Source organism: Glaciimonas soli, from assembly GCF_009497155.1.
GTDB lineage: Bacteria > Pseudomonadota > Gammaproteobacteria > Burkholderiales > Burkholderiaceae_D > Glaciimonas > Glaciimonas soli.
In genome coordinates, this window is sequence record NZ_WINI01000005.1 from 99,676 (window position 1) to 125,900 (window position 26,225).

20 protein-coding genes are annotated in these 26,225 nt (G+C 48.8%); 6 read left to right on the plus strand and 14 right to left on the minus strand.

Going from position 1 to position 26,225, the window contains the following annotated elements; translation table 11 throughout:
• Window positions 1–47 precede the first annotated feature (47 nt).
• From GEV47_RS11065 to GEV47_RS11080, 4 genes are all read right to left on the minus strand, one after another.
• Window positions 48–2,825: a DUF11 domain-containing protein gene (locus tag GEV47_RS11065; protein ID WP_153234841.1), complete on the minus strand. Its 2,778-nt coding sequence runs from the start codon at window positions 2,823–2,825 to the stop codon at window positions 48–50.
• Entirely contained in the window at window positions 2,825–8,953 is a 6,129-nt protein-coding gene (locus tag GEV47_RS11070) for a DUF11 domain-containing protein (protein WP_153234842.1), read from the minus strand. The genes GEV47_RS11065 and GEV47_RS11070 overlap by 1 nt, the downstream gene beginning before the upstream one ends.
• 194 nt (window positions 8,954–9,147) lie before the next feature.
• Window positions 9,148–11,829: a beta strand repeat-containing protein gene (locus GEV47_RS11075; protein ID WP_153234843.1), complete on the minus strand. Its 2,682-nt coding sequence runs from the start codon at window positions 11,827–11,829 to the stop codon at window positions 9,148–9,150.
• Window positions 11,830–12,116: 287 nt separating this feature from the next.
• On the minus strand, window positions 12,117–12,707 hold the full coding sequence (locus GEV47_RS11080; protein ID WP_153234844.1) for a hypothetical protein: 591 nt from the start codon (window positions 12,705–12,707) through the stop codon (window positions 12,117–12,119).
• A 798-nt stretch (window positions 12,708–13,505) separates the two neighbouring features.
• On the opposite strand from GEV47_RS11080, the gene prfB reads away from it, so the two are divergent.
• The 4 genes from prfB to GEV47_RS11100 all read left to right on the plus strand — a co-directional run bounded on the left by prfB (window position 13,506) and on the right by GEV47_RS11100 (window position 17,812).
• Window positions 13,506–14,610 (plus strand): peptide chain release factor 2 gene (gene prfB / locus GEV47_RS11085; RefSeq protein WP_153234864.1). Its coding sequence is split into 2 segments (ribosomal slippage): window positions 13,506–13,586 and window positions 13,588–14,610, totalling 1,104 coding nucleotides; the frame shifts between segments, so codons are not numbered across the junction.
• A gap of 169 nt (window positions 14,611–14,779) precedes the next feature.
• On the plus strand, window positions 14,780–16,306 hold the full coding sequence (gene lysS / locus GEV47_RS11090) for a lysine--tRNA ligase (protein ID WP_153234845.1): 1,527 nt from the start codon (window positions 14,780–14,782) through the stop codon (window positions 16,304–16,306).
• A gap of 84 nt (window positions 16,307–16,390) precedes the next feature.
• Entirely contained in the window at window positions 16,391–16,897 is a 507-nt protein-coding gene (locus tag GEV47_RS11095; protein ID WP_153234846.1) for a hypothetical protein, read from the plus strand.
• Window positions 16,898–17,125: 228 nt separating this feature from the next.
• Entirely contained in the window at window positions 17,126–17,812 is a 687-nt protein-coding gene (locus GEV47_RS11100; RefSeq protein WP_322741614.1) for an outer membrane lipoprotein, read from the plus strand.
• Between the two features lie 14 nt (window positions 17,813–17,826).
• Here the strand turns inward: GEV47_RS11100 and GEV47_RS11105 are convergent, their stop codons facing one another.
• Entirely contained in the window at window positions 17,827–18,507 is a 681-nt protein-coding gene (locus GEV47_RS11105; protein WP_194270648.1) for a YdcF family protein, read from the minus strand.
• Window positions 18,508–18,696: 189 nt separating this feature from the next.
• On the opposite strand from GEV47_RS11105, the gene GEV47_RS11110 reads away from it, so the two are divergent.
• Window positions 18,697–19,329 (plus strand): methyltransferase family protein, encoded by a 633-nt coding sequence (locus GEV47_RS11110; RefSeq protein ID WP_228124667.1) that lies wholly within the window; start codon window positions 18,697–18,699, stop codon window positions 19,327–19,329.
• A gap of 67 nt (window positions 19,330–19,396) precedes the next feature.
• A complete protein-coding gene (locus tag GEV47_RS11115) occupies window positions 19,397–19,639 on the plus strand; it encodes a DUF6868 family protein (protein WP_228124668.1) in 243 nt (80 codons plus the stop codon).
• Between the two features lie 2 nt (window positions 19,640–19,641).
• Here the strand turns inward: GEV47_RS11115 and iscX are convergent, their stop codons facing one another.
• The 9 genes from iscX to iscR form a co-directional block, all read right to left on the minus strand.
• Window positions 19,642–19,836, minus strand: coding sequence for a Fe-S cluster assembly protein IscX (gene iscX / locus GEV47_RS11120; RefSeq protein WP_153234849.1), 195 nt, complete (start codon window positions 19,834–19,836; stop codon window positions 19,642–19,644).
• Between the two features lie 15 nt (window positions 19,837–19,851).
• Window positions 19,852–20,196: an ISC system 2Fe-2S type ferredoxin gene (gene fdx, locus GEV47_RS11125; protein ID WP_322741615.1), complete on the minus strand. Its 345-nt coding sequence runs from the start codon at window positions 20,194–20,196 to the stop codon at window positions 19,852–19,854.
• Window positions 20,197–20,378: 182 nt separating this feature from the next.
• Complete coding sequence (gene hscA / locus GEV47_RS11130; protein WP_153234850.1) at window positions 20,379–22,244, minus strand: Fe-S protein assembly chaperone HscA; 1,866 nt, start codon at window positions 22,242–22,244, stop codon at window positions 20,379–20,381.
• A 45-nt stretch (window positions 22,245–22,289) separates the two neighbouring features.
• The gene (locus GEV47_RS11135) at window positions 22,290–22,904 is read right to left on the minus strand and encodes a LysE family translocator (protein ID WP_153234851.1); all 615 of its coding nucleotides are present in this window, start codon (window positions 22,902–22,904) and stop codon (window positions 22,290–22,292) included.
• A 104-nt stretch (window positions 22,905–23,008) separates the two neighbouring features.
• On the minus strand, window positions 23,009–23,524 hold the full coding sequence (hscB, locus tag GEV47_RS11140; RefSeq protein ID WP_153234852.1) for a Fe-S protein assembly co-chaperone HscB: 516 nt from the start codon (window positions 23,522–23,524) through the stop codon (window positions 23,009–23,011).
• 98 nt (window positions 23,525–23,622) lie between these two features.
• Complete coding sequence (gene iscA, locus GEV47_RS11145; RefSeq protein ID WP_153234853.1) at window positions 23,623–23,946, minus strand: iron-sulfur cluster assembly protein IscA; 324 nt, start codon at window positions 23,944–23,946, stop codon at window positions 23,623–23,625.
• 14 nt (window positions 23,947–23,960) lie between these two features.
• Window positions 23,961–24,368 (minus strand): Fe-S cluster assembly scaffold IscU, encoded by a 408-nt coding sequence (gene iscU / locus GEV47_RS11150; RefSeq protein WP_153234854.1) that lies wholly within the window; start codon window positions 24,366–24,368, stop codon window positions 23,961–23,963.
• Between the two features lie 53 nt (window positions 24,369–24,421).
• Window positions 24,422–25,675, minus strand: coding sequence for an IscS subfamily cysteine desulfurase (locus GEV47_RS11155; protein ID WP_153234855.1), 1,254 nt, complete (start codon window positions 25,673–25,675; stop codon window positions 24,422–24,424).
• Window positions 25,676–25,680: 5 nt separating this feature from the next.
• A complete protein-coding gene (gene iscR, locus GEV47_RS11160; RefSeq protein ID WP_153234856.1) occupies window positions 25,681–26,178 on the minus strand; it encodes a Fe-S cluster assembly transcriptional regulator IscR in 498 nt (165 codons plus the stop codon).
• Window positions 26,179–26,225: the final 47 nt, after the last annotated feature.

Below are 26,225 nucleotides of genomic sequence, written 5' to 3' on the forward strand. Positions count from 1 at the left end.
TTTGCCGGGGGCACGATAAATCGTGTCCCTACAATACGTCACATCAGTTAATTACTCACCTTAACCTGATAAGTCACCATCGTCTGCGCAGTTGGCGCCAGCGATCCGGTAAAAGTCCATTGCACTGCACCTTGTCCGCCGACCGCTGGTTGGGTCGAGACTGTGCATGCAGTTAAGCCCGTTGGCAGCGTAGTTGGGCAATTCGCAATGACATAATTTGTAAATGACGGTGTGGTATCACTAACGACAACGTTGTTGAGAGCGGCGCTGCCTTGGTTGGTAGCAGTGAGTTGATATTGCAATGTATCGCCCGGCAAGGCATTGCTAGCCGTGCCGTAGTTTGTGTTTTGCGTGATATTGCGCACTTGCTTTAACAATGTCAATGCAGCTGGCGTTCCCACTGTCGTGACGTCATTATGGGTAACTACACTGGTCAGTGCCGGACTGGCATTGGTGTAATTGAAATTGGCCGACACCGTCACGGCATTGGTCGCATTCAATGGCGCTGTAGCAGGAATAAATTCTTTGACGATCAGGCAGATTGTTTGTCCCGCCGTGACAGTGGTGCTGGTCGTCGGTAGTAATATCGGATCGGCGCTGACGACGGTAGCGCTGCATGCAGTGTCGTTATAAATCGTTTCCACCCAGCCTGTGTTGGCTGCATTAACCGGATTCGCTAATGCAGTACTGGAAAAGGTTACCGTCCCACCGCTACCGGCAACAAAGGTATGGGTATAAAACACAGTAGTACCAGCCTGGGAGGTTTGCGCACCATCCGTGCTGAAAGTATTCACCGGCACGTTGGCAAAGTTGACGCCACTATATATGCCGCCGCTGGCATAGGTGAAACTGGTGCCGTTGGTAATGCCCGTAGTGCCACGCGTATACGTGCCGCCAGTCGTGCCGGCACTACCGCCGGTAGCAATATAACCGGCAGGGAATACTTCATTGATGGTGACCGGGTTAGTCACTGCGGTGGTTGGAAAGACCAAGGTATAACTACCATTGCCAGCCGTGGTGGTGGTCGCAATCACGGTACTCCCAGACATCGCATTGATGGTGACATTCGCGATTCCCGCTTCGCTGCCATTTTGTACTCCATCATTAGCAGTGCCGCCGCCGATACCAGTATCGGCGAACACCGTGCCACTCAATCCGGCGATGCTATATAAGCCGAAATTTTGTACTGGCGGTGCAGTCGTACCTATCGTCAGTTGTCGAATGCCTGTCAACGACTCGCTCACAGCCCAACCGGAAGGAATGGTGGCGGTCGTGTTGGGCAGCGTGCTTTTATTGGTCAAGATCAAACAGTAACTGCCTTGCGGAACCAACGGCAAAGAATACGTGCCATTGGTTGCGCTGACTGCAGCCACTGCTGCAGGTGCAACACTGCTGCTTTGACATACGCCGCTCACTGATGGCGTCAACGTCACGTATAGACCACTCAATCCGGTACCGACTTCGTTGCTGTCCATCTGCGCATTGCGGTTGAGGTCGTTATAGACAGTCCCCGTGACATTTGCCACCACTGTCGTGCTCACGCTTGAAGTGTTATTGGCAGGCGTAACATCCACAAAACCGGTCGGAGGAGTCACTTTCGCCGTATTCGTAATCGTCGTACCGACGGCGGTAGCAGCGGCAATAGTGCCCTTCACCGTATAGGTGACAACCGCGCCGGAATTTAAATTTGCCGTGGTACTGATGTTATTGCCGCTGCCACTGGCAGCACCGCAGGTAGCGCCAGACGTCGTCGCCGCGCATGTCCAGGTGACGCCGGTGATATTACTAGGCACCACATCAGTGACGGCTGCGCCGGTCGCCGTGATACCACCGTTGTTGGTCAATGTCAGGGTGTAAGTTATCTGATCCCCGGGCATGCCCTTGGCGCCAGTGGGATCGCTAGTCGTTGCCGCCGTTTTAACCATGCCCAGATCACCATTGACCATGGTTACCACCAGATTGCGTATTTCATGCACATTGGTTGAGCCACCTGTAGATCCCGCAAAACCAACCATGGCATTGGCTGGCAAGGTCAAATTGACAGTCTGGCTTATCAATTGCGAGAGTGTGCCGCCAGTACTGGTCATCCAACTGACGGTAATTAAATATTGATTGGCAGTCGTTTGCGGTGCAATCACGACGTGAACGTGCCGATAATAGGAGTTAGTACTTGGTCGCGTGGTTGTGCTGTTTTTGTAGTCAATATTGGTGCCGGTAGTTGAGCCGCCCAGATAACCCCAACTAGTACTGGCCGGTCCACGAAGCACCACCGATTCCGGCTTTTGGCCGGGGCCACCACCAGCTGTACCGCAATTATCATTCGGATTGCTGAAATTGCCGTACTCATCAAGCCCCACGCCAATCATCGCATTCGATAAATTACAATAACCAAGGCCGCCACCATAACTGGCGTTGTTAGCAAATGGTTGCGATGCGTCCACCATAAACATGGTCATCCCATCGGCACCACTGCCGCCCCAACTCATATAGTCAAAGTCAGCGACGATACCGTTATTGGTGGCGAAGCCTTGATTGTAATAAGCATATCCTTGCTTATTACCTACCGCGTCGGTCAAGCGCAAATAGCCACTACCGGAAGCATCGGTACCGCTGGTACCGGTATTATTATTTGCGGCACCAGCCGTCAAACGCGCACTACCACCCAATACCCAACCGGGTGCAGAGCTGGTCGTAAAAGGTTGATTGAGTGAGATGAAAGCGGCGTTAGCAGAGCCAGCCACAAACAACGACGTCAGCAGAAAGAAACTACATAAACGAAGCAAGACTGCTACCACTTGCGTCAATCTGAATGTATCCAACCGCATCAATTACTCCCAAGCGTAGCCAGCGGCGCTTCAGCACCACGCTTCGCTTTAAATAAATTTTCATCAAACTTAAAGCGCAAGCGTAAGAAGATACCGCGTTGCGTATAGTCAGAACCAGCCAGATCTTTGTCAGTGAATCCAAGTACGTTGTAACCAACCGATGCCCACATATTTTGCGTCACCAGATAACCGACTTCACCACCAATGGCATTTTGACGTGATGTCGAACCATTACCAAACATGGTGAACGCAGCAACACCAGCATCCCAGCGCTGATTAACATCCCAGATCGCTCTGCCGCCCACGATTTGTGTAGTACCACGACTTTGCAAACCGTTGGAATTATCAACCACGTATTTGATGCCATAACGTCCTGACAAAATCAGACTACGACTAGCCTGATAATTGATATTGGTCGATAAAATATCGGCCGTTTCATCTACGTCGAGCCCTGGACCCAATGTATTGTCCTGGTCGCGTTTTAACTCCATCCGAAACAGCGCATTCCACGCATCGTGTCCGACCGGCCGGAAAGCAAATCCGAGCTGCGCGCGGGCGATGCGATGGTCGCCCGGTGTCGTCCCATCTTGTGCCAGATTCTGCTGCAGACTGACCAGTCCCTTGCTTAAAAATGTCCAGCTGTCATCCAGCTTGAAAGCCGCACCGACTGTGCCGAGATAACTATCGGTGGAAGTTGACTGACGCCATTCTGTACGTGCGGAGCCCTTCCAATTGGGATTGGCAGTGTAATCAATCGCCGCGGTAAGCGCCGTCGATTTGTCTGTATCAGCACCGGCAATCGGCTTGATATTTTCTGCGGTAGTGGTGACGCGAACACCAGGTGCGATGCGCCACAGATTGCGCAAGCCTACTGCCGTTTCGGCAGTACGACCATCGATCGCATCGGCAACCCGATATTCATTGAAGACGTGGCCGTCTTTCATATAATCGGTATCAATCCCGAATACCGTGGTGTTATTGCGTTCAGTCGATGACAGATCGATCGCACTGGCTTCATTGGCTAAAAACTCGTGGCGGAAATACAGGCGACCACCCACTGGTAAATTGTAGCTACCGCCGACAGCGACAATTTCCCGACCACTGTCATCAATCGCGTGTTCATATTCACCGTAAATAATGGCCGTTGGCAAAAACGGTACTGGCATCGACAATTTGGCACGCAAGCTGGTGTAATGCACATTGCCGTCGATGGCACTGCCTAAGTTGGTCGTGGTACTGGCTAAAGTCGGCAAACCAGCCGCTAACGTTTCCGATGATTCGCTACCATTTTTGATGCCGGCTTCCAATTTCATATTGTTGGGCAAACTGTGTTCCAGCGTCAAATTGCCACTTTGCTGTACCGTTTGCGTAGCCGCATCTTCACTGCGGATTGCATCAAGCACGATGCGATTGTTTTCATCGATGCGAAACGCCGCCTTGGCACCATATTCAGCACGACCACTATTTAATAAGGCATCAGTATTGGTAAAGTCGACATCGGTTTTGCCTTCATATACACGTACCTGCAGTTGCTGGCTTTCATGCTTGAATTCCACTCTCTGCGCACTACCAGTACCTTCAACATCCGCATCGGTCTTGGCTACCTCACCAGTTACCGCAGTTTTTTCTGAGAACTTATAGGTAAAGTTAGTCGCGCTAAGGACCTTACGATCTTGCGGGTTCGCATCGTGAATATATACCGCACCGACAGTTAACCCGTGTGTCAGCTGATAGCTGGCGGCACCACCACCAACCCAGAATTTTGGACCACCGTTATCGACTTCATAAATAATCTTGATTGAGATCGGATTCAGATTGGCATCAAGACTAGGTACGGGTGCTTTGAACAAAATCTGACCAGTCAAAGGCTCGATCTCATAGTCAACAAAGCGCGTCAACATCACATCGCTGATGATGATTGCGGTTTGATATCGGTCACGCGTCAAGATATGTACTTGTTCGCTGTTGACCAAGCCGTTGCTGCTGCTGAGTTGATACGGGCCGGAAGTACCGTTACCTGGAATTTCATCGGTGACTTGAGTAGAACTGGTGTAGCTGGCAAAAGCATCAGCCTTGAATGGTCCTAACTCAGCATGACCGCGAATCCCGTTTAATGCGCGATTGTATTGGCTCAAAGTACGTGCCGGATCACTGCTTTGTGTACTGAAATCACCATACATTGCATACGACATGCCGTTATCTAACCGTGCGTATAAACGACTGGTCGATTGGGCGTCAAAAGCGCGCTCGGATGAGTCGCCATACACCGGATAAAAATCCTCTGGCTGGATATCGCGGAACAAGGTTTGATTGCCTGGCTTATCAGAATCGAAGGATAAGGTCAGCAATGTGTTGTCATCGATTTTCCCTTTGAGGTACATGGCACCACGTGCGGCGGCGTTGGCTTTACCATCATCAAAGCTTTGTGAAGTCGATTGAATTTCGCGCTCAAAGGTCTCGCCGGTTTGGGTTGGCGATAAGGCATTCGGGTTCAGATTTCGTAAATTCAGCACGCCTTCCAATACCCCAGCCGCCAGCATAGGGCGCAGTTCCGGCATGAAATCCAGCTTAGCTTCATTGTGTACCATGTCACTGCTGATTTTAATTTCCGCACTACCGGCAACGCTAGGCGGCACCAAAGTGAAACTGGCTTGACCGCCTTCGACCATCACGTTCATCAGCTGTAAAAGCTGCGGCGAATTGGTATTTTTGGTAGCCAATATTGCGTCTTCTTTTGCTTGCCACTGACCCAACGTACTTGCCAGTTTCACCTCTGTGCGAGCAGTCACTGGCGTGCCATCCTTATCAGTCAGACTGATGTGTACCAACACAGGACTACGTCCGTCAGCACTGGCTGTCTTCGGCATATCAATATTAATGTGCGCCAAATTTCCCGGTGCCATGACATGCACGCTGGCGCTGCCGCGTTGATTGCCAAAATTGTCGGTGGCAGTTAGCGATAAAGTGTTGGTTCCGGCTCGCAAATTAACACCAATGTATTCCCATGCAGTGACACCAGGATGTTCTGCACTTGCAGGTAACGAGCTTTGCTGCCCGACTTGCTTCATCTCCACCGCCACACCATTGACACTCAAATGTAATTGCGCGCCCAGTGCACCTTTGACTCGCACCATGGTTTGCGCAACAGGCAATACTTGCCCTTCTTGCAAATTGACAAAGGCAACGCTGGAATCAAGTTGTGGCAACAGGCTTTCTAATGACGCTACTGGCTCAACCGTAGCCAATGTTTTAGTTGGTGTAGTTGCCGCAATTTGCGCAACTCGCTCTGCTGATAGTGGAGCGACCTGATTCACCGGTACCGCATCATTATCTGTGGAGGTATTGTTAGCAGGTGCTCCAGTAGCAATTCCTTTTGCATCAAGTCTGCCCGATGCTGGTAAAGTCCGCGGATCGGCAGTCGTTGTCGCGGTGGTTGTCAGCAATGCGCGTGCAGCGGAAGCAGTTTCTGTCAGCAGATTTGCGTTCTTGATCGCAGCGCGGCGATTGTTAATTTCTGCTCGGATACCGTCGGTACAATTGGATAAAGCAAAATCGGCCTTATGCATCTCACCGTTTTTCAGATCGACAAAACGACTGCCCGGATCTCCGGCATTCCGGTTGGCTAATACCTCCAATACGGCACCTGCAGGCAAAGTGACAGGGTCTACTTTAGCGACGTGGGTGCGGGCCAGCAAACCATATAAACTGTATTTACCTTCTTCGTCGGTAGTAGCGCTGGTGCCATCTTCTAACAACACACGGACGCCGGGAATGCCCGGCTCGTCATCGTCTTGTTGCTGATTTCCGTTGCAGTCGGCATACACTTTACCGATCAAATATGCCCGATCTGAAAACACACCGCCTTGAGAAATTTGTACCTTGACGCTGGCTTGATTCGATTTGATCGTGTTTGCGCCGATACCTGCACTGGCTTGTGCCCGGTTGACGCCATCCCCCTGTTGTGCGCCGGGGCCAACGCGCAAACGGTAAGTCAGCACCACTTGCGTATTGCTGCCTACTGGTCCCACTACAAAATTCAAAGCAGAATTCGAACCGCCGCCGTAGCTAACCGGATTAGCCATTGCCGCACCATTCAACCGTGCGGTTCCGCGCTGATAGCTAAATCCGGCTGGCAAGTTATCTGCCACCTGCACATTCGCCAAAGGGCCAGTTCCGGTATTTTTAATGGTGATGCTGTAATCCACAAAATCACCGATTTCAACCTGACTTTTTGACGCGATTTTTTCAATAAACAAACTATTCGTCGCCGCAGCTGCATTAAGATCCAGCGGCACATCGAAGACTTGCGGCGTTTGCGCATTCACTTGAAAATCGCTACCAAATGATGCAGTTGGGCTGATGACGCGCGATGGCGGCAAGGTGCTGATCGCAACTTTGGACGGAAATGAATATCCGGCTGGTGGCGTCACTACCACTTTGAAAATCGCGCCAGCGCTATAAGCTGCCGCCAATTGCGGAAAATAAAAACTCCCGTCAGTACCGGTCACTACACTGTTCGGCGCGGGAGCCCCATTAATCATGATGGCACTTGCTGATACGGCAGCGACACCATTAGTCGGGCTGCTAATATCAATCAATTGAACCGTTGCACCGGAAATCGGCAGATTGGTTTTGCTATCGAAAATCACGCCAGAAGGCTGCACCAGAATCGTTGCACTGATTTTGTTCCCGCAACCAGTCACGGTCGCGGTTACAGTGTCGTTCTTCACCGTTTCCAGAATACCGTCGCCAGCAATAATAGGATGGGTAGCGCCATCAGCGGTGGGCACATTGGGCAAAATCCGATATATGCCAGTATTGAGCCCTGTTTCCGTAGCGGTAAAATCTTCAATATCACCAGTCAGCTTGCTATTCAATTGCACCATTGCAGTGTTAATTGCATTGGGAACAATATTGCACTGCGGTGCCGTTACTTGCACAAACAGGGGAACGCCAAGCGCAGTTTGCGGTAGCGTACTGTTGTAATTGGGATTGTAGAAATTTATCGATGAAGGCAACGCTGGCAAAGGCAGCTGCACCGCGTTCGATGCAATGCTTTCGATGGCATTGGGGCCGCCACTGGTATCAACATAGGCCGTATTGTTGATGGAGCCGCTGGCGCTGGGCATGACTGTGACACTGAAACTGCCGCTTAACTTTACACCGCTGGCTAAACTCGGCACTGCCCAAGCTACGCCATCTATGTTGGCGGGCGCCGGCGCAACCGTCACGTATTGGCCGCCCGGATCACCCAGCTTGTGATATAGCACCGTCGCGGTGCCACTGCTGCCATTGGCTACGATACTGGAAAAAATTGTATTCGATGGAATATTGTCACGCAATAAAACCAGAGGCACGCTATTGCCATTAACTGTAACGGTTGCCGGTGCGGCCGCCATATTGCCGTTGTTAATGACTTGCAGGTTGTAAGTGATACTGCCACCGGGCAGCGGGGTTGCGGTGGACGCGCTTTTATTGACTACCAACGATGCACCATTAGCGACGGTGACCGTATCCGTATTGCTGACGGTGACGTTTTGCGTTTGACTGGTGGCTGTCAGTTGCAACTGTGTCGCCATACCCAGCGCGAGATTCGTGGCGGGCACATTGCTACTGATGAGTATCGAGATACTAGCTCCCGGAGCCAACGTTACCGTACCGCCATTGGCGATCACGGCTTCACCCGGTTCAGGAACGCCAGAGCCGTCTTGATCGTTGATCAGGTTCAGATTAATCAAGGAAAAGCTGCTACCGGCAACAGTACTTAATTTTATGGTGTAACTACTGGTAAAGTTGCCGTTATTAGTCAGGCGATGCGCCAATACCACTGGTGAGCCAACGGTACGAAACACACTTTGATTGTTGGTTAAACTAAGCGCTTCTTGCGGCTGCACCACTGTATGCAGACGTTGTGAGGTTAATGTTACTGGCAACTTGCTAGTGCTATCGACATAAAAAGATTTGGCGATATTGTCGATCGCAGTGCCAGCCGGTACAGGCGCTGCCGATGCATCCGACATGCCCGCACACCAGCACCACAGCATCAACAAAATCATCAATAGTGTCATTGATGACAATGTCAATCTATGTGCAGTGTTACGCAACATTGGATGACGTGACAGCTTCATTCTAGAGTCTCTTCAGAAAATGAAACACATGGTTGTGTTAGCTCTTACAAAAAAAACCTTTGAAGGAATTTTTGGTAAAAGGAAACCCCCGACAGTAAAGTCGTGGCAAAAATCATGGCTATAAAATCGGGGCAGCACGAATGGCTGCCCCTGTGCGACTTAAATCAGAATCAGGATCGATTTCACATCAATATTTACTGACCGATCTTGACTTCAAACGTCACCACTGCTGCTGCACCCGGAATCAAGGTGCCAATAGTGGCGGTGACGGTGCCAGCCGAACCCACGGTTGGCGCAGTCACGGTACCGACCGTGGTTGCTGCACCGCCTTGATACGTGGTGTATGCCGGAGTGGAGTCCGATACCACAACGCTGGTGGCTGCAGCAGAACCAATGTTGGTTACAGTGATCTGATAACCGATACATGCACCTGGCACTGCACCAGTAGCCAGGGTAGCTGCGCTATATGTCATGGCAGGACTGGTACAAGCAGCATCCAATGCTTGCTGCTTCACGATCGTGACGTTACCGGCGATTACGCTGGTCGAATCAGTTGCCGTCGCTACCGCTGGTACAGTGGTAGTGTAGGTGCCGTTGTTGGTTGTAACAGTCACGGTAGTTGCATTAATACTGCCAGGCGCCGCGCCCGATGGTGCGTAGACCACTTCCAAGATCTTGATCGACTGACCTGGTGCCAGACCTGCGGCCAATGCGGCGATACTGTTAATACCTGAAGCTGGAACCACTGGATCGTTAGCAGCTACCACACCAGTACCGTTGACATCGTAATACTGTACCGAAGTCCAGTTTGTCTGGTTATTAGCGCTAGCCAATACAATTGTACTGGCTGTGCCGTTACCTTCGGTAACGTTACCGGTATTGGTCAATGTGTGCGAGTACACAACTGAACCACCCGGATACGCCTGTGCAGAATTGTTAGGTGTGAAAGTCAATGAACGCACTGCATTGATAGTCACATTATCGTGAATGACATCTTTAGCGCCTGTTGAAGGTGATACCACGCTGAAGTAAAGATCATTCTTACCAGCAGCAGCACCGGCACCCGTTGCTGGAATCGTCACCACCGCACAATAGGCGAAATTAGCGCCACTAACGACTACGCCGGTATTAGTAATGGTGGTGCCTGTAGTTGAACAGCTACCTGCAGTAAAAGTGACAGTCCAACCGGTTGGCAAGCTAGAACTGCCGTAGGTTGACGAAGTACTAGCCACCAAGTTGTAAGTATCCGCAATACCGCTGGTGTTGTTAGCATACAGCGTGAAAGAGCTAGTTGTTCCAGGGTTCACCGTGTTAGTTACTACTGCCGACGCTTCTGGACCTTGACCAACACCCAGCACGCCGGTGCCACCAATAGCCGCATTATTAGTAACGTCCACTGTCACTGCTGCGATAGCAGTCAACGTATCGGCACCTGTATTACTCTTAGTCGCATCAAACACAGATGTTGCTGTTTTATTGACGGCGAACGGACCAGCACCAGAAGCATTGGTTGGCAAAGTCGCTTTTAAGATCACGTTGTAAGTGGCACCTGCTGCCAATGGGCCAGTATCAGGAACGCCATCGCCATTGGTATCGACCAACGGTGTGACGCCATCTGATTTGAACAATTGGAAAGTAGTACCGGTTGGAAATCCACCAGTAGTCGGATTGGCAAAAGTAATATTGAAAGTATCTGTGCCTGTTCCGGTATTTTTAATCACGTTTGTGAAACTGATGGTTGCACCCGGATTAGCCGATGCCACCGCTGCCGGAGGTGTCAATGTAACGCCACCAACTTGTGCTACTGTGAATGGAACGGTGTTGGTACCACCGGTAATCGTGGTGCCAGAACCATCGTTGTACGACACAGTAGCGGTGTTATTGATTACGCCTGGTCCTGTCGAAGCTCCCACAGTCACTTTGAATGTCAACGTACCAGATTGGCCCGGTGCGACTTGCGCCAGGATAGCGGTGATAGTCGTGCCCGTGACGCTGTAGTCAATAGTATTAGGCGATGTACCTTGTAAATCGCCAGTGGCGTCAGTCAATACGGTCGCTCCCGTTACCGACCACAAACCAGAACCTGCAACGTAAGTCATACCAGTCGGAATCGCATCGATTAATTTGACAGCAGTGGCTGTGTTATTACCGGTGTTGGTATAGCTCAAGGTGTAAGTGTAAGGACCGCTGCCGGCTGCACCGCTAGCGGCGCTAACCGACTTGGTGACGTTAATCACCGCATTGATCGACACCGTCGTCACGTCGGTAACTGAAGCCGTTATTGATGCATTAAACGAACTTGTGCCACTGACAGTCAAGGTGTTAGTAGTGCCCGTTGTTGCCGATGCTGGCACGGTACCTGCCACCACGAACTTGAACGCCGCACCTGCTGCCAGAACACCAGTTGAAGTCAACGCCGCACCGGTTGGCTGACCCGAACCGTTATCGGCAAAAAACTGCACATTGGCCAAAGTGACTGCGCCGCTGTTGACGTAGTTCAAGTTGAATGTGTCGCTACCGTTACCTGTATTCGTCAAGGTTTGCGGATAGTAAACCGTGCTGCCTGGTGCAGATGTTTTTGCGCCATTAGCGGTTAAGGTCAAACTGGCAACCTGTTGAACGATGGTTTGTACGGTGTTCGAAGTCACTGTACGTGTAGTACCGGAACCATCGGTGTACGAAGCGGAAGCCTGGTTACCGATGGAGGTACCGGCTGCCGGTGGTGTTGCATGTGCCAGATTCGGCAATGCAAATGTCAATGTCGCCAACGATGCTATCGCGGCGACTCGAAGTATGCGCTTAGCTTTGGCGACACTTGGGCGCCAAAAAGCCATGTTCGCGCTGAAACTGCGGCTGGTATCAGGGTTTGTTTTCATAGTAGTGATGAAAAATAAATAGTTGAAATGCGAAGGTAATGCGACTCTTGATTTTTATTGCTGTTTTTAACTTTGCGTCGCACCTAACACATGACAAATACATCGCATCAGACGAACACCCACAACAGCACACGCCACTGAAGCCATTAATGACTAGTGATTGAGACTATTTTGGATATTGCGAAGAATGATTTGCAGTTAAGGTGCGAGACTAAATTTCAAACCGGCGAGCGATGACTAGCACCAGCCGTAAAGGCCAGGCGATTGTCGGCTCTACTTGAGTTTGTTTATTTAGTCGCCAGCGACGCGTCGGCCTTGCTCTGCGTTTGCGCCTGCGTTTGCACGACAGGATTGATGCGCACCCGCAAACTCACCAACGCCTCTTTACCTGCTGCTAGTTGTCCCAGATTCCAACGCAGAGCACGATATTCTGCGTAAGGCACCAGTTCCTGCTTCTCTTTACCGTCGGCAGCTTTTATCACTCGCTTTAACGGCATTGCAGCAAAACTAACGCCATCCAAAGATGCTTGGGGAGTACCGGCATTAGTCGACTTTGCAGTGCCATCCAGATAGGTGGCACCGACAGGGATAGGCAATACGGCGACGAGGCTGTTAACCCCACTATTGCCCTTGTTGACGTAACGGGCACGATATTCGACCACGTCACCAGGACCGGCTTTGTCAGCCGATTTTAGTTGTTCACCATTCGCGCTGGCTTCAATACGATTAGCGCTTAATTGTGACTCGATTTGAGATTGAGAAGCAGACGAAGAAGCCGCTGCTGCAGTATTTAACGCCATTGCTGGTGTGACAAATACAGACAAAATTAATGTCAGTATTAATACAGACCACGCATTCAAGTTCTTTACATTACCCACAAAAACTCCCCTTTTTGCTTTTTGTTTACCTAGCTTTAAGAACTTATTTTTTATATTTTTCACATGCTCACAGCAAAGAAAATGCTGCGCCAGGAAGTAACTAGAGGAGAAACTTTAGTTCCAATAATAAATGTTTTCCTAGCGGAACGGATTTTACCTGAGGAAAAACACAAATCTTTCTATGTATCAGCTATTTAACAATATTTAACAGCATTTTTGTGCCATTTGAACCACATTTTTCGCCTTTTGGGGGATTTTATTTCCCATGGAAAACATTTTTTTCCATTTTTACAATATTTAACTTGTTAAAATTTATGACAACCCATTTCTTTTCCTTCATCGAATTTTAATATTTTTTTAATATTTTTTTAATATTTTTATTAATTTAAGAATAATTTTATAGCTTGGCATTTTTCTCATTTTATAAATTGCATTTCTAATGCATGATTATATTTATAGCTTACTTTTCCTTTGAATGATTATATTAATAATATGTATTTTAAATGCATGATTATATTGATATTATGCATTTAAAATACATTATTATATTTATAATATTGCATTACTAATGCATAATTTTATTTGATAAAGCTTGAAGAAATTATTTAATGCGACTGACAAATTGAGTTGATAAGATTGAAAAATTTATTTAATGAAATTGAAAAATCAATTTAATGGAATTGAAAAATTGACACATATTCGTGTGCCGGTTAAGTCACAGGCGCACTTATTCTTCAATAGTATGTAGCTTGCTGGCGTATAATGATGGGTTTACTCAAAACCGCAAAAGACATCATCATGGAAGCCGAACGCTTAAATTCCCTGCAAGCCCTACTCGCCGATTTGACTTCACGCGAAGTTGAATTACGGAGGTATCTTTGACTTCGATGTAAAGTTAGAGAAACTCGAACAAGTCAATGGCGAACTCGAAGATCCGACCGTCTGGAACGACCAGAAGCGCGCCCAGGATCTCGGCAAAGAAAAAAAATCCTTAGAAGCCATCGTTCATACCTTGACCAAAATTGAAGCAGAGTTGCGTGACACCTACGACCTGTTTCAAATGGCAAAAGAAGAAGACGATGAAGAGACCATGCAGGCAGTGGAAGCCGACACCGAAGAGTTGAAAAAACTGGTCGAAGGTATGGAATTCCGTCGCATGTTCAATACACCGATGGACCCGAACAACTGCTTTATCGACATTCAGGCTGGCGCTGGCGGCACCGAAGCGCAAGACTGGGCATCCATGTTGTTGCGCCAATATTTGCGCTATTGTGAACGCAAAGGCTTCAAGGTCGAAATCCTCGAACAGTCTGACGGCGAAGTTGCCGGAATTAAAACGGCAACATTGAAAGTTGAGGGCGATTACGCTTATGGTTTCTTGCGTACCGAAACCGGCGTCCATCGTTTAGTGCGTAAATCGCCATTCGATTCTGCGAATGGTCGTCACACGTCGTTTTCCAGTTTGTTCGTTTACCCGGAAGTCGATGATTCGATCGAAATCGACATCAATCCGGCAGACGTCCGTATTGACACTTATCGCGCATCCGGTGCCGGTGGTCAGCATATTAATAAAACCGATTCTGCGGTACGTCTAACTCACGGTCCCTCCGGTATCGTAGTGCAATGTCAGAATGACCGCAGCCAGCATCGCAACAAGGCCGAGGCCTGGGATATGTTGAAGGCGAAATTGTACGAACTGGAAATGCGCAATCGTATGAGTGAACAGCAAAAACTGGAAGACTCCAAAACCGATGTCGGCTGGGGTCATCAGATTCGTTCTTATGTTTTAGATCAATCGCGCATTAAAGATTTACGTACCAACTTCGAGACCGGTAACACCAAGGCAGTACTCGATGGTGAGCTGGACGATTTTATTGCTGCATCGTTAAAGCAAGGCGTTTAATATTTTTGCAAACACTATGCCCTCCCCCACAAGCGGGAGAGGGTTAGGGTGAGAGCAGACGCAAACCTCGGCTGTTATTAGAAACCAAGGTCTTGGCAAACGCTGTCATCCCAACCCTTCTCTCGCCTGCGGGAGAAGGGCTTAAAACAATATCTCTTAAGCCCATATCATGACCACAGATAATCAAGAGCCAATCGCGCCACAAGACGAAAACAAACTGATCGCCGAACGCCGTGCCAAGCTCAACGCGATCCGCGCCAAAGGCGTCGCCTTCCCTAACGATTTTCGCCCTACTCATAAAGCTGCCGACTTGCACGCGCAATATGATGCGCTGGAAAAGGAAGCACTGGAAGCGGCCAACGTAACTGTGGTAGTAGCTGGCCGTATGCTGTTGAAACGCGGTATGGGCAAAGCTTCCTTTGCAACCGTGCAAGACGCGTCCGGCGCCAAAGCCGATGGCCGTATCCAGCTGTATATCGCCAAAGAACAAGTCGGTGAGGAAAGCTACGAAGCATTTGGCACTTTCGACTTAGGCGACATTTTGGGCGCGGAAGGCCTGCTGTTCAAAACCAAAACCAATGAATTATCGATCAAAGTCACAAGCTTACGTTTGCTGACTAAATCGTTGCGTCCTTTGCCGGATAAATTCCACGGCTTGTCCGATCAGGAAACCAAGTATCGTCAACGCTATGTTGATTTGATCATGAACGAAGAAACCCGCCGCACGTTTAAAGTACGTACTGCAGCGATGTCGTCGATTCGTCGTTTCATGGAAAAAAATGAATTCATGGAAGTTGAAACGCCAATGTTGCACACCATCCCCGGTGGTGCAGCAGCCAAGCCTTTCATCACGCACCACAATGCATTGGACATGCAAATGTTTTTGCGCATTGCGCCCGAGCTGTATTTAAAACGTTTGGTGGTCGGTGGTTTTGAACGTGTGTTCGAAATCAATCGTAACTTCCGTAACGAAGGCGTATCACCACGCCATAATCCAGAATTCACGATGATGGAATTCTATGCCGCGTACGTCGATTATCAATGGTTGATGACGTTCACTGAGCAAGTGATACGTCAAACTGCAATTGATGCGCTCGGCACCGATGTATTGACTTATCAAGGTCGCGAACTGGATTTGAGCAAACCTTTTGAACGTCTGACCATCGTTGGCGCGATCAACAAATATGCACCGCATTATCAGGATGCACAATTACAAGATGCCGAATTCATCAAAGCAGAATTGAAAAAATTCGGCGTTCTGCCTTTTGCTACCGCTGGTTTAGGCGCTCTCCAATTGGCATTGTTCGAAGAAACCGCTGAAGCACAATTGTGGAACCCGACTTACATCATCGACTACCCGGTCGAAGTGTCACCGTTGGCACGTGCATCCGATACAGTTCCTGGCATTACGGAACGTTTCGAGCTATTCATGACAGGCCGCGAAATCGCCAATGGCTTCTCAGAGTTAAACGACGCCGAAGATCAGGCTGCCCGCTTCCAGGCGCAAGTGGCTGCCAAAGACGCTGGCGATGAAGAAGCCATGTATTACGACGCCGATTATATTCGCGCTTTGGAATACGGCTTGCCACCGACTGGCGGCTGCGGTATCGGGATAGATCGCTTGATGATGTTGATTACCGACTCGCCTAATATTCGTGATGTACTGCTGTTCCCGCATTTACGACGCGAAGATTAAATTCTTTGTAAAAATAGTATTTACAAGAACGGCCGCTAAATTTTAGTGGCCGTTTTTATTTAACCTTCATAAAGAAATCAACTGATGACTTCCATACCGGACGATGCCGCAATAGATGGCGATTTTAAAACACAGGAACCACGCTTATGGTGCGATAGCGGCTGGACCGCGCGCGTCATTAAAAATCAAGATGATGATGGCTGGGCGGTGGAAATGGTGAAAGATGGAGAGCCAGAACCAGCTTTAGTTGGCCCATGGACGATGGGACGCGACAAGAAAAATCCGAAACCATTGGATGATGTCGCCTTCAGGACTCTGGTCAAAACTGCCTCAGAATTTGTGCGCCGGCACGAACAACAATTGCACGCGCAACTGCATAAAAATGTCGTTGTGACTACCGAAACTGGAATGATCAACGTTGCATTGGATATTATCCCTGACGATGATTTTCCTTATGCCTTATTAAGCGCACAAGATGAAGCAGGCGCTCAATTGGCGAAAATACAGGTAGCAGTGAATTTCAAACTAAGCAAAAGCAGTGCGAGCGCTTGGATAGACAATGGTTTTAACAAACCCGCAGATCGGTCTTAAGCTATCCAACGTTAAGCATTTGAAAATTTCCCTGTCATTCCCGCGAACGCGGGAATGACAAAGATGAGGCTTTTTGACTGCGAATAGTTCATATCCACTACAGCACTTTACTCACTCCCGCACCGTCGTTACAACTGATTACGTTTGACACAAGATAGCAACTTCAATTTACATACGAAACGCCTGATAATTGGGTATCCGCAATTAATATACTATTCAGGAGTTATCGTGTCAGACGCAAAATCCAGTAACCGCATTCATCCTTTGGTCGCAGTGGCTGCCGTCGCCGTCACGTTAATCAGCCTCACCGGCGTTGCAGCCATCACCGGCCTGATTCCTTCTTCCAACAGTGCGACACCGGCACAAATAGCGCAACAGGCAGCACCTGAAAACAATCCTGCAACTGAGGGTTATAACAATCAGGCTAATCAGCCCGCAACTATGGCTCCTGCTAGTGCTAACAATGGCAATTACGCGCCTCAAAACATGCAGCAAGATCCGCACTATGCGCAACAAGCTCCACAGCAGGAACAAGGCCAAGGTGCGCAATACGCCGGCCAACAGCAGCAACCCGCGATCTGCAAGAGCTGTGGTCACGTTGAATCTGTACAAGCTGTGCAGCATGCAGCCCAAAGTAGTGTAGGCGTAGGCACTGCTGCAGGCGCGTTGCTTGGCGGTGTTTTAGGACATCAGGTTGGCCATGGTAACGGCAATACTTTGGCAACGATTGCCGGCGCAGTCGGCGGTGGTTTTGCCGGTACTGAAGTGGAACGTCGTGCGCGCAGCACAACCACTTATGAAGTCCGTGTACGCATGGAAAACGGCCAATTACGCACCTTCCCGCAATCATCTCAACAGTGGCAAGCAGGCGATGCCGTCAGAGTGGAGCATGGCCATTTGGTGGGTCGCTCATAGGCACATGGCGCCAATCAATCCTGCTTGGCTGCGGCAGCATTCCAGCCAAGCAGGTTATATACGTAATATTGCGCGCCCCCAACGTATTCATGCAGTGCCAGATCAGTCATTAACAAATTGTATGAAGGAAACCAGAAACGCTTTGCGGCAACGTAATCAGCTCGCACCGGCAACGCATGCACTCCCGCATGCGAAAAATACGCCAGGCTTCTGTTCATATGCATTGCTGATGTGACCAACAATATGGTGTCCATATGCCGCGGTTTCAATAATGCGGCTGTGAACTGAGCGTTTTGCCAGGTGTTCAAACTCTTTTCCTCAAGCAGCAAATCACTTTTTTCCACTCCCAATAGCTGCAAATATTTACCATAAATAGAAGCTTCAGAAGCACCGTGATGCTGAGGATCGCCGCCGCTAACGACGACGCTGCACTGCGCTCCATTTTTCTTGCAGGCGCTGTAAAGCTGAGCCGCTCGGGCAACACGGCCATAAGCCAATATCTCTACCTCAAGCCTGTCAGCTGACGTATCCGGTATTTTTGCGCTGCCACCACCCAATAAAATAATCGCATTTTTCTGTCCCCAACCAGGCGGTGTTTCTAGCGCATATGGCGCTTGCAAACGCGTCAGCAACATATTGGGCACAACACCATAAGCGATGGCAATAAAAAGGAAAAAAGTTGCAGCGTAAAGCATGAGACTCAATCGTCGCCATTGAAAATATCTGAGAGCAGTCGCGATGACCAAACAAACAAAGAGAATGAAGAATGTCATTTTGTGGAAAGTTGTGCAGGTGTCTAATCGTTATTAAAATAATAGGCTGTCGAATGTTATTATAAAAAGATGAACAGTCTAAACAAAAAAGCTATCGTCGAGCTTGTTCGTATGCCACTTATATTGGCTGCGGCACTATTTATTCCAGTATGGACTTTTGATTATTGGCAAGCCTGGGTTTTGCTGATCGTGTTTTCACTATCGGCAATTGTCATTAGCGTCTATCTGATGAAGCATGATCCTGCGTTGCTGGCGCGGCGCATTAAAGGTCTTGGTTCTGAAAACGAAGCCAGTCAAAAAATCATTCAGATTGTAGCGGCAGTGATCTTCATTTCCTTGTTCATCATTCCCTCCATCGACCATCGTTTCGGATGGTCAACCGTGCCAATGGCTATCGTCATCGTCGGCAATATTTTTGTATTGCTGGGCTTTTTCATTGTCTATTTGGTGTTCAAAGAAAATACCTACACCTCAGCAATCATAGAAATCGCCGCTGAGCAAAAAGTGATATCAACCGGGCCTTATGCGCTGGTGCGTCATCCAATGTACGGCGGCGCGTTGATCATGCTATTTGGCATTCCCCTCGCGCTTGGCTCGTGGTGGGGCTTATTTGCGTTTTACCCGATGCTGTTAGTGATCGTCTGGCGTTTGCTGGATGAGGAGATTTTTTTGGCAAAAAATTTGCCCGGCTACGAAGAGTACACTGAGAAAGTGAAGTATCACTTAATTCCGCACGTTTGGTAATTTGACAGCCAGCCCAGCTGAATTAATGGTTATAAATTCAATTGAGCTAACTTCCAGGAGGTGTGCCGTGGATATCCATCTGCTTAAAGAGATACTGCTCTGGTGCGCGATTATCAATTATGCGCTACTGCTGATGTGGGCCGGCATCTTCATTTTTGCGCATGACTGGTTATTTCGCTGGCATAAATGGTGGTTCACGTTCTCAGTCGAAACGTTTGATGCATTGCATTATGCCGGCATGGGAATCTACAAAATTGCCATCTGGCTGTTTCTTTTGGTGCCTTTGATAGTTCTTTGTTTTACGACATAGAACTATCGCGCCTCATCAATCCAAGCCTGTTGAATCGCCTCAAGAATTTTCTCACCAGAGCGGTTTTTGTCATCATCAAACCCATCCAGCTCCAGCACCCAGTTATGCAAATCCGTGAAGCGGATTTTTTCTGGATCTACATCCGGAAATTTATCGTATAGCGCTTCTGCAATGTGCAGCGTGTCGGTCCATTTCATATTATTCGTCCTCTATTATTTTGGATGATTTTCGCTGGCATGATTGATGGTGTATTTCGGAATTTCAACCACCAGATCTTCCTCGCCAACAATCGCCTGACACGACAAACGTGATTGCGCTTCCAAGCCCCACGCCATATCCAGTAAATCTTCTTCTTTATCGTCTATTTCACCCAACGAAGCAAAGCCTTCACGCACAATCACGTGGCATGTAGTGCAAGCGCAGGATTTTTCACAGGCGTGTTCGATATCGATGTCATGCTCAAGCAAGGCATCGCATACCGATACCCCTTTAGTAACATCAAGCACGGCGCCGTCAGGGCAATAAGTAGGATGGGGAAGTACGACAATTTGAGTCACTGAAATTACCTCTGAAATGGGTGTTTAAGTAATGCCAAATAAGCAATTTGAAAAATACCACCGTCATCCTCGCGAACGCGAGGATCCAAATTGCGCAATATGGATTCCCGCGTTCGCGGGAATGACGAAGTCATTTTCAAAATAATTGTTTGGCCTTATTCATATTTAAAATTATGCGCTAATCAAGAAATCTGATTCAACGTCTTACCAGTCAATGCATCATGCACGCTTCTATCCATACGACGGGCAGCAAAATCTTCGGTGCCTCGCGCGAGTGCTTCGACTGCGGCTTTAATCACCAGATGATCATCGCCTTGCGCCTTAGCTCGAACATCTGCGATCAGCAAGGCAATCGCGTCACGTTCTTGCTGGGACAATAATGCGTCATCACTGTTCAATGCCGACTCCGTCGCCAACACAATCCGTTCAGCTTCGACTTGCTCTTCTCGCAATGCGCGCAATTTCATGTCAACATCGGCGGATGTAAACGAATCCTGCAGCATTTTGGCGACTTCATCATCACTCAAACCATAGGATGGTTTAACAGTAATCGAAGCTTCCACGCCGGAGCGTAACTCACGCGCTGAAACCGATAACAAGCCATCGGCATCGACTTGATACGTCACGCGTATCCTCGCAGCGCCAGCCGCCATTGGCGGTATGCCACGCAACTCAAAGCGCGCCAATGATCGACAATCGCTGACTAACTCACGCTCACCCTGCAACACATGCACGGCCATCGCGGTCTGACCATCTTTGAAAGTGGTGAATTCTTGCGCACGTGCGCAAGGGATCGTTGAATTACGCGGGATGACTTTTTCTGCCAGCCCTCCCATGGTTTCGATACCGAGCGATAAAGGAATCACATCCAACAATAACCAGTCATCGCCCGCCGCACGATTGCCAGCCAATAAATTTGCTTGAATCGCCGCGCCCAATGCCACCACTTTATCCGGGTCAATATTGGCTAACGGCGTCGTCTGAAAGAAATCACCGACGGCTTTGCGCACGGTAGGCATGCGGGTTGCGCCACCGACCAGCACCACTCCATCAACATCATCGACAGTGATATCGGCATCGCGCAACGCTTTTCTGGTTGGCGTCAGGGTTTTGCCGATGAGGTGGTCGGTTAATTCAGCAAACTCACCGGCGGTTAATGTCAGATGTACTTGTTCGCCCGAATTGAGAACCATATCAATCGTGGTTTCTTCCTTCGTCGACAACAATTCCTTAGCCTCACGCGCCTTGACCAATAAGGCGCGCGTATCGCTGTCAGACAATGGCGCTAACTGCGCTTGCTGGCTGATCCAGCACAGCAGCCTATGATCAAAGTCATCCCCACCAAGCGCAGAATCGCCGCCGGTGGCCAATACTTCAAACACACCTTTAGTCAATTTCAAAATCGAAATATCAAACGTGCCGCCACCCAGATCGTAGACCACATACACGCCTTCCGATGCACTATCCAAGCCATAGGCAATCGCCGCGGCGGTAGGTTCGTTCAACAGACGTAATACATTTAACCCAGCCAGCTGCGCAGCATCTTTGGTAGCCTGGCGTTGTGCGTCGTCAAAATAGGCAGGCACCGTGATCACCGCACCGACCAGATCGTCACCCAGTGCATCTTCTGCCTGTTGGCGCAATGTCGCTAAAATCTGTGCTGAAATTTCGACAGGACTTTTAACACCAGCCACCGTTTTCAGCTGCACCATGCCGGGCGCATCTTGAAAATCGTAAGGAAGATTTTCGGCGTAAGCGATATCTTTCAGGCCACGGCCCATGAAACGCTTCACCGACAAAATCGTATTCTTAGGATCGGTAATCTGTGCTGCTTGCGCTTTGTAGCCAATGTGCGCATGGCCGTTGGGCAAATAACGCACTATGGATGGCATCAATGGACGCCCCTGCTCGTCGTTCAACACTTCGGGAATACTGTTACGCACCGTCGCCACCAGGGAATTGGTGGTACCCAGATCAATCCCGACTGCCAACCGATGTTGGTGTGGCGCGGTGGACATGCCTGGTTCTGAAATTTGGAGAAGAGCCATAGAAATCGTCTACTTTTTTATTGAGGTAATGCGCGACATTATTGTCTATTGTGGCAACGCGATGCGGATGCCGAGAGCAATAAATGCTGAGCCTGCCAAGCGATTCAGATAAGTGGCGGCGGATGCCTTGCGCTGAAAATAGGCGCCCACCATGCCGGAGAAACACGCGATGACACTAAAAATTGCCAGCGCCTGCAAAATAAAAACGCCGGCGAGTAACAACATCTGCGCCGGAATATGCCCTGCCCCGGCATTCACAAATTGCGGCAAAAAGGCGATGAAAAATAGAGTGACTTTAGGATTGAGCATATTGGCGATCACGCTTTGCCAATAAATCCGCGACAATTTGACGTTCTTTGCAACGCCATCCAAATGGATGGCTGAGGTAGAAAGCAGAGTGCGAATCCCAAGATAGATCAGATAACCCGCACCTGCGTAACGTAGCAATGCATAGGCTGTCGGCGAAGCTTTGATTAATGCAGCAAAACCCAAAACTGCCAACATGGTATGAAAAACCAAACCTGAACTAAAACCTAGCGCAGCCACCAAGCCAGCTTTCTTTCCTTGGGAAATACCGCGTGTCAGCACATAAATATTGTCAGGTCCCGGCGCTAAAGTAAGCGTCATCGCGGCAAGTAAAAATAACCAGACTTCAGGCATGTTGATCTCTGCTTAGTTAATATTTTAATGAATATTTTCGTCGATTCCCGCCAACGCGAGAATGGCGGTGGTACTTTCAAATCGATTGTTTGGTATTACTTGCATCACGATTCAAGGATAGAAAAAGTACTACTGATTTCTTCGCCAAATTTTTCTAAAAACATGAGTTGTCGTACCAGTCCGGCTGCTTTTTCGAAATCACGTGCATCCAACAACGTCGCAATTTGCAACAAATCTTTTTTACGTGCGGTTCGCAACGCATGATCAAGTCGTTCCAATGCTTCGATATCTTTTGCATCACGCGCATCATCCAGCGCTTCGCGCCACTCCATTTGCTGCATCAAAAAACTGCCGGGCATGGACGTATTCGACTCTGCCTGCAAATCGGCACCGTTGATTTCGCACAGATATGCCGCACGTTTATAGGGATTCTTCAGCGTTTGATATGCTTCATTCGCGCGTGTAGTCCATTGCATGGCGACACGTTTTTCTGCACCGGTTGCATTCGCAAAACGGTCAGGATGGGTGCGATTTTGCACCTCATGATACGCCCGCTCTAACGCAGACAAATCAATTGAAAAATGCTGCGGCAGATGGAATAAATCGAAATGGTTTTGCATATGCGTTTACAACAAAAGCCTGTTCTACTGCAACAGGCTTAAATGGGGCGTAATTAAATCACGCTCGAGGGACATCAGATGCGCATTAAATCGGAATACTAGATAGTAAAACTCTCGCCGCAACCACACTCATCCTTAACATTCGGATTGTAGAATTTAAAACCTTCGTTCAAGCCTTCGCGCGCGAAATCCAGTTCTGTGCCATCGATATAAGGCAGACTTTTAGGATCGACAAAAACCTGTATCCCATGCGATTCAAACACCGCATCTTCGCCTGTCTTTTCGTCGACATATTCCAGCTTATAAGCCAGACCCGAACAGCCTGTCGTACGCACGCCAAAGCGCAGGCCTATGCCTTTGCCGCGACGTTCGATGTAACGCGTAATGTGCTTCGCTGCTTTTTCCGTGAGTGTGATTGCCATAATGCTTGCCTTCTTTAAGCTGCTTGCTGCTCGCCAGTCGTAACGCCGTGCTTGGCTTTGTAATCTTCTACCGCCGCTTTGATCGCATCTTCCGCCAAAATCGAACAGTGAATTTTTACTGGTGGCAGTGCCAGTTCTTCCGCAATTTGCGTATTCTTGATAGCCATCGCCTGATCCAAAGTTTTACCTTTGACCCACTCTGTCACCAGCGAAGACGACGCAATCGCTGAACCGCAGCCGTAAGTTTTGAACTTGGCATCTTCAATCACGCCATTTGCGCCGACCTTGATTTGCAATTTCATCACGTCGCCACAAGCTGGCGCACCAACCATACCGGTACCAACGGTTTCGTCGCCTTTAGCAAAAGCACCAACGTTGCGCGGGTTTTCGTAATGGTCTAAAACTTTTTCTGAATAAGACATGGTGTTGCTCCTTGTTTAATCTCTGCACAGTGCACAGAAAAATAATTTAATAATTAATGTGCTGCCCACTGAATGGTACTAATGTCGATTCCGTCTTTATACATATCCCACAGTGGCGACAATTCGCGCAATTTTTCGACTTTTGATTTGATCAAATTAATGGTGAAATCAATTTCTTCTTCGGTGGTAAAACGACCGATAGTGAAACGAATCGAGCTATGCGCCAACTCATCGTTACGCCCCAAAGCGCGCAATACATAGGAAGGTTCCAGACTTGCTGAAGTACAGGCTGAACCGGACGATACCGCAATATCTTTAATCGCCATCACCAGAGATTCACCTTCAACATAGTTGAAGCTGACGTTGAGGTTGTGCGGCACGCGATGATCCATATCACCGTTGATATACACCTCTTCCATGGTCGTCAAACCGGCCGCCAAACGATCACGCAAGGCGCGAATGCGAACGATTTCTTCATTCATTTCATCTTTAGCGATTTGGAACGCTTCACCCATACCGACGATTTGGTGGGTTGGCAAAGTACCAGAACGCAGACCGCGCTCATGACCGCCGCCATGCATTTGCGCTTCGAGACGCACACGCGGTTTACGGCGTACATATAAAGCACCAATGCCTTTAGGGCCGTAGGTCTTGTGCGCTGTGAAAGTCATCAAATCGACTTTCCATTTTTCCAAATCAATCTCAACTTTACCGGTGGCTTGCGCAGCGTCACAATGGAAAATCACGCCTTTTTCACGGCACAGTTCGCCGATTTCCGGAATCGGTTGAATCACGCCGATTTCATTATTGACCAGCATGACCGATACCAAAATCGTATCTGGGCGAATTGCTTCAGCAATTTGTTCTACCGTCACCAAGCCATTATCTTGCGGCTGTAAATAGGTCGCTTCAAAGCCTTGACGCTCCAACTCGCGCACCACGTCCAGCACCGCTTTATGTTCGGTCTTGACTGTGATGATGTGCTTGCCTTTGGTTTTGTAAAAATTAGCCGCGCCTTTAATTGCCAGGTTATTACCTTCAGTCGCACCAGAAGTCCAAATAATTTCACGCGAATCAGCATGTACCAGCGCCGCAACTTGTTCGCGTGCGTCTTCTACTGCTTTTTCTGCCGACCAGCCATACATATGGCTGCGCGAAGCCGGATTGCCGAACTGCTCACGCAGGTAAGGAATCATTTTGTCAGCAACACGTGGGTCAATTGGCGTAGTCGCCGAATAATCCATGTAGATAGGGAAATGCGGCGCTTTCAGCGTATCGATCAGACTTTTTTCCAGAGGTGCGTTCATAATTTTCATAACTCCAAGCTAGCAATTTGATGGCTGCGATGCATTACCACCACGTTTTGTTCATGTTGCTTATTCTTTAGTAGCGCATGTTGCTGATCGACTAAATCTTTCAGCGATACTGAATCCAGATATTCCACCATCTTGGCATTCAGGGTTGACCATAAATCATGCGTCATACAACGACCGCCACCGGCATGTTCCGCGCTGTGGCAATTTTCCTTACCACCGCATTGCGTTGCATCCAGCGGCTCATCGACAGCAATAATAATGTCGGCAACGGTGACATCTTCAGCTCGACGCGCCAGATGATAACCACCACCCGGACCGCGCACCGACTCAACAATTTGATGACGACGCAATTTGCCAAACAACTGTTCCAAATAGGATAATGAAATTTCTTGTCGCTCACTGATGCCAGACAGAGTCACCGGACCTTTATCCTGGCGCAACGCCAGATCAATCATCGCAGTTACCGCAAACCGGCCCTTCGTAGTCAGACGCATGGTATCTCCGCTTGCAAAATTTTCTTTATCCCAATAATTCCTGATTC

Excerpts from the sequence above, each read along its gene's own strand:
- GEV47_RS11065 (WP_153234841.1), bottom strand. The coding sequence starts at position 2,825 with ATGCGGTTGGATACATTCAGATTGACGCAAGTGGTAGCAGTCTTGCTT.
- GEV47_RS11070 (WP_153234842.1), bottom strand. The coding sequence starts at position 8,953 with ATGAAGCTGTCACGTCATCCAATGTTGCGTAACACTGCACATAGATTG.
- GEV47_RS11075 (WP_153234843.1), bottom strand. The coding sequence starts at position 11,829 with ATGAAAACAAACCCTGATACCAGCCGCAGTTTCAGCGCGAACATGGCT.
- lysS (WP_153234845.1), top strand. The coding sequence starts at position 14,780 with ATGACCACAGATAATCAAGAGCCAATCGCGCCACAAGACGAAAACAAA.
- GEV47_RS11095 (WP_153234846.1), top strand. The coding sequence starts at position 16,391 with ATGACTTCCATACCGGACGATGCCGCAATAGATGGCGATTTTAAAACA.
- GEV47_RS11105 (WP_194270648.1), bottom strand. The coding sequence starts at position 18,507 with ATGCTTTACGCTGCAACTTTTTTCCTTTTTATTGCCATCGCTTATGGT.
- GEV47_RS11110 (WP_228124667.1), top strand. The coding sequence starts at position 18,697 with ATGCCACTTATATTGGCTGCGGCACTATTTATTCCAGTATGGACTTTT.
- iscX (WP_153234849.1), bottom strand. The coding sequence starts at position 19,836 with ATGAAATGGACCGACACGCTGCACATTGCAGAAGCGCTATACGATAAA.
- hscA (WP_153234850.1), bottom strand. The coding sequence starts at position 22,244 with ATGGCTCTTCTCCAAATTTCAGAACCAGGCATGTCCACCGCGCCACAC.
- GEV47_RS11135 (WP_153234851.1), bottom strand. The coding sequence starts at position 22,904 with ATGCCTGAAGTCTGGTTATTTTTACTTGCCGCGATGACGCTTACTTTA.
- hscB (WP_153234852.1), bottom strand. The coding sequence starts at position 23,524 with ATGCAAAACCATTTCGATTTATTCCATCTGCCGCAGCATTTTTCAATT.
- iscA (WP_153234853.1), bottom strand. The coding sequence starts at position 23,946 with ATGGCAATCACACTCACGGAAAAAGCAGCGAAGCACATTACGCGTTAC.
- iscU (WP_153234854.1), bottom strand. The coding sequence starts at position 24,368 with ATGTCTTATTCAGAAAAAGTTTTAGACCATTACGAAAACCCGCGCAAC.
- GEV47_RS11155 (WP_153234855.1), bottom strand. The coding sequence starts at position 25,675 with ATGAACGCACCTCTGGAAAAAAGTCTGATCGATACGCTGAAAGCGCCG.
- iscR (WP_153234856.1), bottom strand. The coding sequence starts at position 26,178 with ATGCGTCTGACTACGAAGGGCCGGTTTGCGGTAACTGCGATGATTGAT.